The 14,109-nt window shown below is 36.6% G+C and carries 17 protein-coding genes; 16 read left to right on the plus strand and 1 reads right to left on the minus strand.

Annotated elements, in window-relative coordinates; all coding sequences use genetic code 11:
• Window positions 1-209 precede the first annotated feature (209 nt).
• The 9 genes from BV60_RS0120460 to BV60_RS0120515 all read left to right on the plus strand — a co-directional run bounded on the left by BV60_RS0120460 (window position 210) and on the right by BV60_RS0120515 (window position 7,891).
• On the plus strand, window positions 210-953 hold the full coding sequence (locus BV60_RS0120460) for a hypothetical protein (RefSeq protein WP_029324736.1): 744 nt from the start codon (window positions 210-212) through the stop codon (window positions 951-953).
• The gene (locus tag BV60_RS0120465) at window positions 950-1,525 is read left to right on the plus strand and encodes a hypothetical protein (RefSeq protein ID WP_029324737.1); all 576 of its coding nucleotides are present in this window, start codon (window positions 950-952) and stop codon (window positions 1,523-1,525) included. Before BV60_RS0120460 ends, BV60_RS0120465 begins: the two co-directional genes overlap by 4 nt.
• Entirely contained in the window at window positions 1,525-2,715 is a 1,191-nt protein-coding gene (locus BV60_RS0120470; protein ID WP_029324738.1) for a type IV secretory system conjugative DNA transfer family protein, read from the plus strand. The genes BV60_RS0120465 and BV60_RS0120470 overlap by 1 nt, the downstream gene beginning before the upstream one ends.
• Window positions 2,716-2,746: 31 nt before the next feature.
• Window positions 2,747-3,580: a hypothetical protein gene (locus BV60_RS0120475; protein WP_029324739.1), complete on the plus strand. Its 834-nt coding sequence runs from the start codon at window positions 2,747-2,749 to the stop codon at window positions 3,578-3,580.
• A gap of 368 nt (window positions 3,581-3,948) precedes the next feature.
• The gene (locus BV60_RS23350; RefSeq protein ID WP_156036279.1) at window positions 3,949-4,611 is read left to right on the plus strand and encodes a hypothetical protein; all 663 of its coding nucleotides are present in this window, start codon (window positions 3,949-3,951) and stop codon (window positions 4,609-4,611) included.
• Window positions 4,612-5,132: 521 nt separating this feature from the next.
• Window positions 5,133-6,059 (plus strand): DUF5688 family protein, encoded by a 927-nt coding sequence (locus tag BV60_RS0120500; protein WP_029324743.1) that lies wholly within the window; start codon window positions 5,133-5,135, stop codon window positions 6,057-6,059.
• A 43-nt stretch (window positions 6,060-6,102) separates the two neighbouring features.
• On the plus strand, window positions 6,103-6,402 hold the full coding sequence (locus tag BV60_RS0120505) for a hypothetical protein (protein ID WP_029324746.1): 300 nt from the start codon (window positions 6,103-6,105) through the stop codon (window positions 6,400-6,402).
• 322 nt (window positions 6,403-6,724) lie between these two features.
• Window positions 6,725-7,249: a hypothetical protein gene (locus tag BV60_RS0120510; protein ID WP_029324747.1), complete on the plus strand. Its 525-nt coding sequence runs from the start codon at window positions 6,725-6,727 to the stop codon at window positions 7,247-7,249.
• A 426-nt stretch (window positions 7,250-7,675) separates the two neighbouring features.
• Window positions 7,676-7,891: a hypothetical protein gene (locus tag BV60_RS0120515; protein ID WP_029324749.1), complete on the plus strand. Its 216-nt coding sequence runs from the start codon at window positions 7,676-7,678 to the stop codon at window positions 7,889-7,891.
• A 114-nt stretch (window positions 7,892-8,005) separates the two neighbouring features.
• Here BV60_RS0120515 and BV60_RS0120520 read toward each other — a convergent pair whose 3' ends face one another.
• Entirely contained in the window at window positions 8,006-9,292 is a 1,287-nt protein-coding gene (locus BV60_RS0120520; protein WP_029324751.1) for a hypothetical protein, read from the minus strand.
• A gap of 218 nt (window positions 9,293-9,510) precedes the next feature.
• Here BV60_RS0120520 and BV60_RS0120525 point away from each other — a divergent pair, with 218 nt between their 5' ends.
• From BV60_RS0120525 to BV60_RS0120555, 7 genes are all read left to right on the plus strand, one after another.
• A complete protein-coding gene (locus BV60_RS0120525; protein WP_029324752.1) occupies window positions 9,511-9,873 on the plus strand; it encodes a hypothetical protein in 363 nt (120 codons plus the stop codon).
• A gap of 35 nt (window positions 9,874-9,908) precedes the next feature.
• Window positions 9,909-10,172 (plus strand): hypothetical protein, encoded by a 264-nt coding sequence (locus BV60_RS0120530; RefSeq protein WP_029324754.1) that lies wholly within the window; start codon window positions 9,909-9,911, stop codon window positions 10,170-10,172.
• A 48-nt stretch (window positions 10,173-10,220) separates the two neighbouring features.
• Entirely contained in the window at window positions 10,221-10,766 is a 546-nt protein-coding gene (locus BV60_RS0120535) for a hypothetical protein (RefSeq protein ID WP_029324756.1), read from the plus strand.
• 38 nt (window positions 10,767-10,804) lie between these two features.
• Window positions 10,805-12,040, plus strand: a complete 1,236-nt coding sequence (locus BV60_RS0120540) for a DnaB-like helicase C-terminal domain-containing protein (RefSeq protein WP_081846833.1) — start codon at window positions 10,805-10,807, stop codon at window positions 12,038-12,040.
• A 24-nt stretch (window positions 12,041-12,064) separates the two neighbouring features.
• Window positions 12,065-12,205 carry a hypothetical protein gene (locus BV60_RS23355; RefSeq protein WP_156036281.1) on the plus strand — a complete coding sequence of 47 codons (141 nt, stop codon included), beginning with the start codon at window positions 12,065-12,067 and terminating at the stop codon, window positions 12,203-12,205.
• A 13-nt stretch (window positions 12,206-12,218) separates the two neighbouring features.
• Window positions 12,219-12,950 carry a DnaA N-terminal domain-containing protein gene (locus BV60_RS0120550; protein ID WP_029324760.1) on the plus strand — a complete coding sequence of 244 codons (732 nt, stop codon included), beginning with the start codon at window positions 12,219-12,221 and terminating at the stop codon, window positions 12,948-12,950.
• An 85-nt stretch (window positions 12,951-13,035) separates the two neighbouring features.
• Window positions 13,036-13,266: a hypothetical protein gene (locus tag BV60_RS0120555; protein WP_029324762.1), complete on the plus strand. Its 231-nt coding sequence runs from the start codon at window positions 13,036-13,038 to the stop codon at window positions 13,264-13,266.
• The last annotated feature ends 843 nt before the right edge of the window (window positions 13,267-14,109 follow it).

Here is a 14,109-nt window from a genome sequence, read left to right on the forward strand (position 1 = left end):
AGTGCGCACGCCTGCGCATTACGTCACGCATTGGATAAGCCATGCAAGCCGCATAAAATCACGTCCCGTACATGAGGTCAGCTTTATATAAAAACCTGACCTCATGCACGCAACGAGATTGTGGTAGCAACTTACAGGGAGTGAACAGTATAAATTTGTATTTTTGCGTGACGATGTGCGAGGCGTGCGCACTCTGATAAGGAGAAATTATGTTAAGTGAAAAGGAAATAATGATCATTAAACTAGGAGCCAAGATGGAAATCGGATATGGCAGGGATTATTCAATTCTGCTTGGATCGAGGGAATTGTCAGCTGACAGGAAGAGACTGGCTAAGCTGTGTGGGAATGGATATTTATATGAGGACTGGCATGATGGGAAGAAAGTATATTTTCTGACAAATAAAGGACTAAGTGAAGTAGATAGTCATATGAAGCGGCCATATAACCCGAAGGGGTATTCATCGACTGATCATGCGATATACATAGCTGAACTTGCAGCATATGTGCATCTGACTACGGGAATATCGTATGAATCGTTTATATTCGACCGGGAAATGGAAAGTATTGAAGGTCTTAAACCAACTAGAAAATTTGCAGGGATGGGTAATGCTGAAAAAGACAGCATGGTACATGCACCGGATTTTATTGTTGGCAATCACTGTTATGAAGTAGAGCTCAATAACAAGGAAATAGGCAGATTACGCCAGAATTTTGAGATAAATTCAAAACACTTTGAAAAGCAGGTATGGCTGGTACAGGAAAGGATGGTAAGACTTCAGGGGAAAATCAGGGCTCTAGCAAAGGAGTATAAATGTCCAACGAGAATAATAACCGTCGAGCAGCTTGATAGATTCATGCAAAGTGCAGATTTAAAGACAAATACATTAGGTCGGCATGTAGATATGCAGCTTAAAAAGGCTACAGAAAAGAATATACTGGAGGAATTATTTTGAATGAATTTTTGAGAATATTACAGGTTATAGGAGAAGGAATAGTACTGCTTGTTGAAGTAATATACGAGCTTCTGATCATGGGAGATGAATATATAACATCCTTCATTTCCGGATTATATAGGTATATAGAGAACTATTTTACAGACAAAACTTGGAGAAGTGATAGGGTTTCATTTCACCAGGGCGCAAGGCATCTGTACATTGTGATACGGCTTTTCCTGTTCTTAAGTTATATACCGATAACACTACCGCTGTTCGTGATAAGAGAAATTCCTAATATGGATCAAATGAAAGAAGCAGCTTATAAGATTACACGTGTGGCGTTCTATGGGGCTTTATTATGGGGAATGCTGGCTCCAAGTTTATTTTGGGGCATACATACCAATTTAATTGATACAGTACTTTTCGACTTTTTCGTCGGATTCAACCCTTGGAGAGCATGCCTGGCATTTTTGTATTACAAGGCTGACTTTGAATTACAGCCATGGCTTGAGATTAAACTCGATGACATTGTGCAGGACGAAGAGGATGACAATGAAATAGAGGTTTATGAGGAAAAAGGTGAAAGATAATGGGCGGATTTAATTATGACTGCAGGCAGAATATGCTTGTTGTGGGTACAACTCGCAGCGGCAAGACTACTGCAATGCTCCATATAATAGAGCGCAGGATAAGGGACGGGGAACCGGTTTTCATAATATCCGGCAAGAACGGTGCTAACGATCATTACAGCATGTATAACCAGGTACGCGCCTTATGTAGTAAATATGGGAGAGAGTTCTTTGCATTTAGCACCCACCATGCAGTTGAGAACCGTTTTCCATATAATCCATTCAAGTATTCAGAGCCTAATGGTATCAGTAATACAATGACCGTCATGGCACAGTATTCGGACACACATTACGAGGCAAATTTTGAGTTCTGGATAATCTGTATCTGTGAAGTTCTTATCAGGGCAGGAAAAGATCTTTCTCTGCCAAATATCATGAAAATATTTCTATGGGAAAAATTCAGCTCTGCAGTTGATGGACTGAATAGAGCAGAACTGATATCAGATGATGAGGCCGAGGAATATAGATCATATAAGGAAATTGCAGTGACAGCATCCCAGTCACGTGCAAGATTCTTAAGATACATGAAAGGCTCAGGTGAAAGGATATTTCTCGGTAAGGACGGGATATCAGTTCAGGATGTGAAGGATAGGGGAGGAGTGTTCATGATGGATCTTGATGGGCTTATGTATAAAGATTTTTCCTTTGCTCTCGGAACAATGGTCGTTTCGGATCTTCGCACGATGATAAGTAATGAGACTGACACGGAATTAAAAAAGCTCATTGTTTTTGATGAGCTTTCTGTATTCTTTTCTCCGCTATTGCCGGACATTTACAGTCAGGCAGCTGGTTTTGGATATCAGACAATAGCAGGAAGTCAGAGTTTTTCTGATATGGATCACATAAGTCCAGATCTAGCGGAAAGGGTAATAGAGAACTCACATATGTTTGGATTCCTGTTGCAGAATAGTGCAAAGGATGCAGAGAGGGCAGCGGAAATACTGGGAACAAAGAAGGTAACGGAAATAACAAGAAGGAGAGATGGTGCGCAGTTTGATTCTGTTGGGTCAAGCAAGATAGTAGAGAAATATAAAGTTCATCCGAATATGCTTAAAGAGTTAGAACCGCTCCACATGTACTATTATGACAAAACTAAGAAAATAAAGGAGCCTGAGCTAATTATTTGGAGCTTTCTAAATCTGAATCTGTAACGATTTTGGCTGAAAGGATACGGTCTGATTTATGGTAAATGATTCTTTGTTGAATGGACTAAGACAATATGAATATATTATGAATGCCTTGAGATATATTGCCTGCGGGGCTTTTTTTACAGATAATAGAAAAATTTTCTTTAAGGACAAAAGCCTTGTAATTAAGACAGAGACTCTTATGGAAAGCCTTGATATGTGCTGCACTCTTTCTGATATAAATATGCTGTATACGCCGGAGTTGTATGATCTGACAAAATTTCTGAAAGCAGGAAATTATAGAAAGTTTATTAAGGATGGTAGTCTCAGATGCCAGAAAAAGACCCTGAAAGCACTTGATGCATATAAGAGGTCATGCACATTTATGGGATATGATGACACTCGTCTTTATATCAAGTTTTATCATGAAAATGGATACGGGATAGATAACCGGATCAATTATGATGAGCAGCTGAAAAAAGGAAACATAATTACAGCGCCATCTGAAAGTACAGGTATGTCTGCAGGCTACATTGACCATGCTTTTGATTATGCAAAGGATTTAAAATTTGGTTCCAAGATCTTGCTCATAAAACTTTTGGAGGATGAATCCTATATAAGACATACATATGAGATATTGGGCTACAGATATGAAGTGATTAAAACAGGGTCACTATTTGACACCGATTTTCTTAAGTCAGAGGTTTTGCCGGAAATTAGTCAGGATGCAAAGAACAGCTTTTTTAAGGGAATATCACCGGATAATTACAGTCTTGATAATTTTGCTTCTGCATATGGTGACATAAAACATTTCATCGGCATGAGTGAAAAGTATGGCAGGTTGTCAGAATTGCTGGAACATGAAAGAGCACGCTATACAGTATTCTGATACCATTCCCAGCAGCTTAGCAGGTCTGCCCGAGCTCCCAGACCACACGCCACTGGATGCCACCAAGGCATCCTTAAAACGTGGCGGGAAAGGAAAGAATGGATCACCCCCATCCCCCTCTAGGGGGATGCTCCAACTAGACTCGCCCCAGACATGCTCGCGGCAAAGGAACCGAAACCGCTCGCAGGAAGTCTGGTCTCGTCAAGTTTGCGCAGTTCCTTTGTTCTGCGCCGAAGCATCTGCTCCATAAGCTTTTTTGAAAATCATGGGATTAACCCTCTGTCTTTGTGAAGATAGGATGATGTTATCTTGCCTTAGTGCCGCATTCTTCATATATTTGCAGTCGGGACGGGACTCTTGAGAATCTTATGAAATGCATTGCCCTTTCCGGGTCAGAACTGAAAAGCACCTCGGCAAAAACTCTTGGCTCCAGTCGGAGAATATCGGTCGATGCCGAAGATGATTGCCTCTTTGCGATAAATTCCCTGATTGTTCACAATAAAGAGAATCTGCCCTTTCTTACTCGTTGTGTTGTTACCGCACCTCTTGCGTTATGGCACTGTACTTCGCTCGTCTGTCATGTATGCAAGGACTGCAGAATTTTTTCCGGGCGCTTCACTGAAAAAATTCTTTGCAAGTGCCGTGGGCATACTGGCATACACGCCTCTCTTCGTACTGTAGGTGCCACGCAACGAGGTTGCGGAACAACAATCAACTCGTATAAAGAAAGGGGATTCACTATGTATTGTGATATCAATCAGGTAACTTATGACGCAAAGAAGAATTTAGCAACCATCGAGGGCATCGACCTTGATAATATTCTCCTCAATTCCTGGAGCCAGGAGTTTTCAGAGAATGCCGAGGTGGCTTTTCAGTTCGATCTGACCCAGAAGGGACAGCGCATTTATCTTTATAAGATTCTCAAGAGCGCCGTCCATGAGGACTGCAAATCAATGGAAGAAATGCTGATGGCACTTAAAGGCAAGATCACAAACATCAGCGCCAACTTCATAGCAAAGACTGAGGGTTAATCCCTCAGTTTTTCTGTCAAAACCAGCCGGAGCAGATGCTTCGGCTTTTTTTACGAGGGAACCCCCACGCCCCAAAGGAAGGAACTAAATTTCCTTCCTTTCTGCCCGTTCCCTCGAGCTCCTTCCCTAAAAAGATAGATAAGTAATAGTAAACAACTATTAAAAAACAATTTAAAAACATGTAAGTAACAAGTAATTAACATGTAAATATCAGAGAAATAAGACAAATGTAATGAGGAATTTATCAGCTTTGGGCGTCTGATGATCATATATGACCTTTCAGACTGTCGTGATTTCTTATATGCACACTAAATGCTGATGGAGAACCTGAGAAGGATAAACGGCGCGGCGGAGCCGTCCTTCCCAGAACCTCCATCAGCATTTCTGCTGTGTGCAAAGAAATCGATGACAGTCAGAAAGGAGTCTATATATGAGATACATAAGAATCCCAAATCAGAAAATCAGATATTAGAAATAGAAAAAATAAAAGAGATTTATGTTTTATATGAAAGGATAAAGTTATGAATAAGGCGATTTCCGTTGCAGATTTTATAGATTTTAAAAACGTTGTAGTAAGAAATATTTTGGGATACCTGAGCTCGGAGTACGAGAATTCAGATGTTGAACTCAAAGAGGTTATCAAGAATAACGGAACCAGGATTACAGGGCTTTTGATCAAGAAAGCAGGAGCAAATATAGCTCCGAATATCTATCTAGAAGAATTTTACAGTGATTTAGAGAACGGGAAATCATTGGAGGATGTATTGAGAGAGATAGCAGAAGTCCGTGAGAAGCATGAAGTAAGCAGCATGGATGTTTCATTTTTGGCTGATTGGGAAAAATGCAGGGATAAGGTAATACCAAGACTTATAAATGCTGGTCTGAATAGTGAATTGTTGATGGAAAGACCTCATAGGATGATCGAGGATCTTGCAGTGATATATGTTGTGGATCTTTCCGACAATATGAGTGTTCCGGTTACGGAGAAAATTATTGATACATGGGGAGTGGATGAAGAAATGCTTTATGAAAGCAGCATGAGGAATTTACCGAATATTCTGCCCGGAAAATTGCAGACTCTCGGTGAGGTGATTAGAAAAATGATGCCGGTTGATGATTTTGAAGGAATGAATATGTTTCCTGCTAATGATGTTTTTTATGTTCTTTCAAATGAGCGTAACTGTTACGGGGCAGCTTCTCTTCTTATCAAGTCTCAGATGGATTCGATCGCTGAGAAAATCGGTGACTATTATATCCTGCCTTCATCTGTTCATGAGCTTATTATTATTCCTGATGATGGCAGGATGCAGGCAAGGGAACTTGTAGCAATGGTTAAAGAAGTGAACATGACGAGTGTATCAGAGCAGGATAAACTGAGCGATTCAGTATACAGATATGAATTTGATAAAGGACTTAAAAAAGTGGATATAAGTGCAAATGTAGCATAAACATTAAAGCTGTGCTATCGGCTAAACGGGCGAAAGGAGAGAAATGCGAAATGAACAGATAATTGCGCAGGCAGCTGTCGAGAATAACATAATATCGCAGTTACAAGCTGTAGAGATGCTGGATAATAACGAGGGAAATAAGATTCCATTACATACTGCAGCTATGTGGAAGAGCATGGGCAGAGAAAAAGGGATTGAGTATCGGATAAGAGAGGATGCAACAGGAATACCCGTAAAATTGTGGAAGAAAAGGAAGAGCGATACTGCTACAGATAAATATGAGTTTTATTTATCTAAGGCAATATTGTATTCGGAGAAAGATATAGAGATTGTTAGTGATTAGCTGCTTGACATGAGTCCCTGCGGCATATGAACCGGGTGAATGGGGGTGACCGCAAGCAGGCACCGTCGGTGAACCTTATCATATGCCGTTTCCCATGTAAAGCAGCTAACAGGCAGATAGGAGAAAGTTGAGATGATGAATATTGTATTGTTTTTGGCTATTGTCATTGGCTTGTTGTACGGTGGATCAGGACGATGAAACAATAATGACAATTACGATGAATATGGCGCTGATGATGAGGAGCTTAAACCGATAACTGATGTTTACCGGGAATTAAGGTGATGTATTAACTATTTCTTTTAATCATTAACGGAGTAATTCTATGAGTAAATGGCCACCTGAGTTTGCGTTAGATAAAGATATGAAATCCATATATCGTGGGATGTATCAGAGATTTCCAGAGGGATTTCCTGAAATATTAGTATTCAAGGAGCTTCCTAATAACAAGAAATTACTTCGTAGATGCAGTTCAGATAGTAGAACTACTTATTTTGTTAAAGATGACGCTGATGAAGTTATTTTAGAGCTTTTATATAACGAATTACAAAATCCCAAATGTGATTTAGATGACAGTATTCCATTGTGTTATCATACATTGAGCGATAAAGAAATATCTATCTGGAGTGTCTACGCATGTTTTATAGCTGATTCATTAAATATTCCATTAAAGCAACTTGTATTTTTTCATGAAGAAGAAAGTATTGAAGCTGGTGGCTATAATGAAGCCTTTGTTACTTTCATTAGCGATACAGAAAGTGAATTAGAAATGCTTATAACAATAGCTCATGAATTGCGACATGCATGGCAGAACAAACATCATCCTGAATGGTTTGATACCTATGTGTGACCAGAGAATGATATATATGCATATGAAAATCAGATATCAGAAGTTGATGCTGAAGCATTCGGAATAAAAGTAGCTAGCATCATCATAGGCGTAGATTTTATCAATAGTCCTGCTGGATTAGAATTGCAACCAGATAATAGACAAAAGATTATAGACAGAATGAATCAAATTGATGTTGTTTTATCCAATAAAAATATTAATAAAATTAGAGACTTAATAAATCTTGATGAATTGATTGCTTCTATCAATCAATGACAAAATATTAAAATCCCTATAGACAAATTGCCTATAGGAATTTTTAGACTGTGTATATATTGTAGCTATATAAACAAAAGGAGCATTTCAAAAATTTGATTTTCGAAATTTTTTTTGGAACAATAAATGTGTAACCAAATAAATTAAAAAATTTAGGAATGGAGAATAGAGATGACTTTAATAAAGTTACATGAAAGAAAAAAACAAAATAAAGAATTATATTTCAATATCGATGATATATCTGTTGTATCAGGTGTGAGACATACGGATGAGAATAGCGTCAAAGAAATAAAAGACGTTGCTACCATATACTTGAATAGTGGAGTATTTTTTGATGTTGATGAAACTATCGATGAGGTTCTGGATTTGATGGGTCAACAGCGATAATCATTAAGAAGAAGGAGAGAACAGCGGCATGTTGTTCTCTCCTATCTGTTATTTGCTATATATGGTGTGATTAACCAATTCGGGTATATCCTAGATATACGCACTCTTTTTTGTTTATTCAGTAGAATTTAAATTTGCATTTTTAACTGTATCAAGTATATTAAGTACTTCCTGTTCTAATTGTTGATAGCTTTTCTTTGAACGTTGTTCTTGTAGTTGATAATTTTTACTGAATCGTTCTAGTCGATGAACTAATTCTCTTGCGCTGTCGTGAAAATAATTTGTAAGTATTTTATTTGATTCCTCGTCGGCTTTACATGATGGCATTTGTGTTTCGATATAACCATGCTTTTTTATTAAATCCATCACACTTTCAGAATTTTTAATTATAAGGAAAGATAATAATGATTCTTGAGATTTCCATTTCTCTTTCATATGTTCATAAGCATAGATTGTTTGTGAATATTTCCAGTCATTGACTTTAGCAAGTAATAATACACCTTGTTCAAGGGATGTGTATAAAATATTCTTTATCTCTGGCAAGGCATCCAATATAGGCATGATTTCTGAATGTATTGCTGTGTTTGCATCATTAGGAATAACAAAGCCCATTTCAGATGCTAATTCAATAAAATACTCGCTTTTTTTGCCCATATTAAGTAATATAGGCACTATTTTTACTAATTCATTTTCTATAAGTTTGGGCTTTTCTAAAATTGTAAATATTAGAATGATCTCAATAGAGAATAATATCATCTTATCTTCTGGTGGAATTATGCTTATTTTTCTTAGGATAGTTAACTCCATATTTTTATACATCTCGGGGCTAATGAATGGGCTAACGTCTTCAATAAATTGATCAAAAAGATCTTTGTTATCTTTGTTATTTAAATAATATAATATTGTTGCTTTTAGTTTCTTTTCATATTCGTTATAGAAAGTTTTGGCTGTTGGAGTATTCGTCATTGTAACACTGTCAATATAGTGTTTTAAATATTCCCAATACAATGATGCACAGTCCCTTTCGGTATCATTAAATAGGTTATACCCCAATGTTTCAGGGCTGTCCAGGCATACAGTTATTGCAACATATACAGTTATTAAAGAAAGAATTTGTATATTAGTCTGCATATTGCTTTCTTTAGATCTATATTCGTATTTAATTTTACTCAAGACATGCGTTTCTATGGCTTGCCTTATTACTAAATAATAGTAATAAGGCATTTTTCTGTCTTGCTCATTTTCAAGACGGTTTAATGTCTGCAGTGAAATTCCTGTAATCATGGAAAGGTCTTCCAATCTCATATTTGAGAGAAAACGCAGATATTTAAGATTCTGCTTTAACCAAAATGCAGCCTTTTTCTGACCTTTTATTATTTCTCCTTTGTAATTCGAAGACATAATTTATCCCTCCAATTTTGATTTTCTATTGTTACATTATATGCGCATTTTGCAAAAAAAACAAATAAAATACCTAATAGAGAAATAATTATATTTATTATTATATTGAAAAATAACATATGAAATTGTATATTTGAGAAAAATTATTGCCTAACTAAGAAAAGTATGTTATAAAGGAATCACAGAAACAAATACATGCCACAAAAAAGGAGAATAATATGACAAAGAATCAAGAAACAGAGGTAGCTGCAACCATTCACAGTGCAGCAGTAGCCGCCGCAGCAGTAGCAGGTTTTACATCACAGATACCACTCGCCGATAGTGTTTTGCTATCGGCTATCGAAATCCCGATGGTTATAAATATCGGCAGAATATTTGATCGGGAATTATCAAGTAGCACAGCATGGTCGCTAATAATTAGTCAGGTAGGGACGCTGAGCGGAAGAGCAATATCTCAAGTGGCTATAGGCTGGTTCCCTGGTGTCGGTAATATCACAAACGCTGTAACAGCAGCCGGTGTTGTAGAGGCTCTTGGATGGGCTATAGCAGATTATTTCGATTTCAATCCCGAATCAGTTTGAACAGAGTAAGTACAATTTTAAAGGAGGGAATTTATATGCGTATTGACTTTTTTGAGTCCATATTTGGTGTTATCGAGAAAATAGACGATGATGTCTCAGTTTTGAACGGCAGTGAGGTTGGATCTTGGGATTTTGATGTTGAGTCTACCTTTTTTGATACTGTAAGTGATTCAGTGGAGGAGGCTTTGGTAATAGGTGCCATCGCTGCAACTGTTGAGATTGCAATTACTGAGTCGAAAAACATTTGCGATTACGTCGGGAGTAAAATATCGGAAGTTTGCAATTTTTTTGAATCATAGATCAGCCTAGTGTGATGATTAGTATTTTGGGTTTAAGGAGGCTTATTCATGAAAGTAATTGTTGTAAGATCGCCCAATAATTATTTATGCGCAGGAGAAGTTAATATTGCTGAAATCGACAACGTCAGGTGGAGCAATATTTCAGGAGGTAATCAGCACCGGCAAGCAGGTTATTCATTATATGGATATATTGATTATGAGTTGGCCAAAAATCTTGTAGACTGTTCTGGAATACATTCTGGTTATGGAGGAACTGCTAAAGTATGCATCCCAGCAAAATTAAATAAAGAATTACCCTATTGTATAGGATATGAATATCTGAAATTTTATGCTGCAAATAGAAAACCAACAGGAACTTTAGTAAATTCAAGACCTGATGGTATTCCATGTTCTAAAATGATCCGATTGCTGATGAAAGATAAGACATCAATATTTCGTAAAGAACTTCGAAAGACTTTGGTTGAAATGGGATACAGAACAGATACAATCAGGCGTGCGTTGAGACATTTGCGTGAATATGGGGATGTAAATATAGAAAAAACGTCGACCAATTTTAATTTGGATATCATATATCTGATAATGCAATCCGGTTAATAATTAAGTAGACAGATTTTTTCCTTATATTATGGTAAATGATTTATGCATATAAAAATAGTGAATTTAAGGAGCAAATAGCTGTGAATAGTGAATATGAAGATAATGGTAACTTTAAATCTTTGAATGATGCGATGAAGCAATTTATGAATGATAAGCAGCAAATTCAGAAAATGATGGCTGGTATAGACGGTGTTTCTACCGGATTTAAGTCATTAGATGCTTTGACGAATGGACTGTATCCGGGTGAGCTCATTGTGGTAGGTGGGCGCCCATCTATGGGAAAAACTTCATTTGCTCTGAATTTGGCTAAATCTGTTGGGGCAAGCCCTTTAGGGATGGTTGCGTACTTTTCACTTGAAATGTCAGAACAAATGCTGACTAATAGGATTTTTTCTTCTGAAACTATTGTTCATCAGGATGAATTAAATAAACAAAAGATTACAGATTATGAATGGGCAGATATTATCGAAGTAGCAACAAAAGTGTCTCAGCTTAATATCTTGATTGACGATACACCAAGGATAACTGCTGAAGAAATTTATAGCAGATGTTGTGAATTACAAAAAAAACATGAGATAGCTATGGTAATTATTGATTATTTGCAACTGATATCTAGCTATGAAAACAGGCAATCAAGGCAGGATGAAATTTCTGATATATATAGAACACTGAAGACATTGGCTAGAGAAATGAACGTTCCTGTAATACTACTGTCTCAACTATCAAGAGCAATAGATGAAAGATCTGATCATCATCCGGTATTATCCGATCTTCGTAAGGCAGGTGCTAGTGAACAGTATGCAGATATGGTCATCTTTTTATATAGGGATCAATATTATAATAAAGATTCGTCAAAGGAAAGTCTGACCGAAATAATGGTTTCAAAGAATAATAATGGAAAATGTGGTACAGTCGAGCTTTTATGGGACCAAGGAAGTACTAATTTCTATGAGCCTGATGCTAATATGCTAAATACTCCCTGTGTAGCGAAAGATATAATGAAAGCTGTTTGCGAGAAATATAGAATAAGTGAAGATGATGTTATTTCAAAAGAAAGAAATCCTGAAGTTGTACTACCTCGTCAGATTATTATGTATCTTTGTTCTGAGCTAATTCAAATGCCTATAGATGAAATATGTAGACTAACTGGAAAAAGAGATCATACTACTGTTTTAAGTGGCATTTGTAAAATTAAAGAATTAAGGAGGATAGATTCTTCCTTGGAAAAGAATATACGTCAACTAGAGGCTGAACTTTTGGATAATACATGATAATTGTTAGGTTAAGGAGAAAAAATGCAGAACAAGAAAAACATGGTGGCAGCTTGCCTAGAAACCATAGGAATTGCTACAGAAGATAGTTACTATGACGAGAATTCTGAATGTAAATGCTTAACAGACATTATCATAGCAAAGCAGCACGGCTGGATGGTGTAAGAGGGATATTCTAATGAATAAAGAAATATGGCATAAAATAAAGAAAGACCTTAAAAAGTTCATGAACATGACGGAGATAGGGTATACAACCTGGATAAAACCGCTCGAATTTCAAAACTATGAGAATGGAACCCTCACTCTCATATTGTCTGAGCAAGATTACAATATGGCACATTATATAGAGCAGCATTACGGTTCTGCTATTAAAAAATTAGCGAGCATCTATGCTGGAAAGAGTGTTTTGCTACAAATTGTAACCATGGGTGAAGATACAAGAAAAAAACAGGTGGATTCAAAAGAAAGAAGTGAATCGATAACAGTCAAGCCTTCTGATGAAAATGAATTTCCATGCAAAAGAAAAATCGAGACATGGGAATTGGAGCAATGCAGATCAGACACGCGTATAAGCGAGTGTAAACGGATTATACTTGAATCCAGTATTCTAGCATCTGAAGCATTTAGCCTTTACGAGAATAAGGAACTGCAAAGTGCGAATTACAAGACTTGTAATTTAATCATAAACTCTATCCAAAAGGATATGATTTTTGCACTTTCGGATTTGCTTATGACAAATGTATGTTATCAGGATGCTGAGACCATGATAAATGCAATTACAGAAATAGAGGATAGTATAAATTTCTATGATAAAGCATATACAGCTCAAAACAGGACATTCAAGATCACATATAAAATCGGTATGGTATGTATGAATCAGCTACCGGTGATTGGTGGTTTGCAATTCTAGAAATAGAAATATAATTATTAAATAGGATAAGGGTTGATTATACTATTGTTAACACCAATAATAATTTTTTAAAGGAGTCAGAGCTATGGCAGAACGTCAAAGACAATATAATGATGAAAATATGAAAAGTCTAGTAGCCGAAAATAGAAAACTTATGAGAGAAGTAGCAGGCGATGACGGTTCTACTTTGAAAGATGAATTTGATAAAGTAAAAACAAGAATTATTTCTGAGAATCCGGAGCGACAGGGTGTTTTAGGAGCTTTAAAGATTAATAAGCCTAAGTATATTGAAAAAGAATCTGATGCGGAAGAGTAACTATAAATATCCAATTACTAAGAGAATTTCGTTCAGGGTGCGTATAATGATTATAATATGTAAGCAATTTATACATAGGTTTAGTCAATAGACTAGAGTGTTATTTTTGAAAATAATATCTGGATTATATAAAGAGAAGATAAGCAATAAGAATACTGTTTTCTAGAAAATTGATTTACTTCATCTAGCAATGCTAGATGGCAAGCAATAACGAAAAAAATATTGACACTAATGTTAGTATACTATATACTATACTTGATGCATGCCTATTTTGAGGCATCAAAAAAGCACCTATCAGCTGCAACTGAAAGATGCTAATTTGATACCACTAGCTAATTTCCTTAGACTGCAATCTAAAGAAATTTCAGAAAGGCGCCACGAACCTAGATGTTAGATTTGCATATTAAGTGCATTTCGTGAAGCTAGTAGTAAATCGGTCAGACGTACAGCGACTTACTTTTTGAGTATAAGTCTAATTATGGCAACAAAGAGTATTAGTGTCTGAATGATTTCTTCGTAACTAAGTACCAGTGTCATACCTTTCACCTCCTGTCATCTAGGCAGGGGTTTAGCAAGATGCCTTACTCAAACGCCTTCTTACTCGTCCATTTTAACACAGAATGGAGTTGGTTGTCAAATTTTTATATACAATTTTTATGATTTTACGAGCATATGTATGCTCGCTTTTTTTATTTTGAGTCCTGAAACTTTATGATCTTATATCTATGGTTCCTCAGAGTGCGTATTTTGGTGATTATACGCACCCTTTGTTCTTGTATTTTCAATAGCTTAGGGACACATTTACGAAAAATGCGCATTCTGAAAGGTAAATAGTGCGTTTCT

The sequence above is a fragment of the Butyrivibrio sp. AE3004 genome, from assembly GCF_000703165.1.
Classification (GTDB): domain Bacteria; phylum Bacillota; class Clostridia; order Lachnospirales; family Lachnospiraceae; genus Butyrivibrio.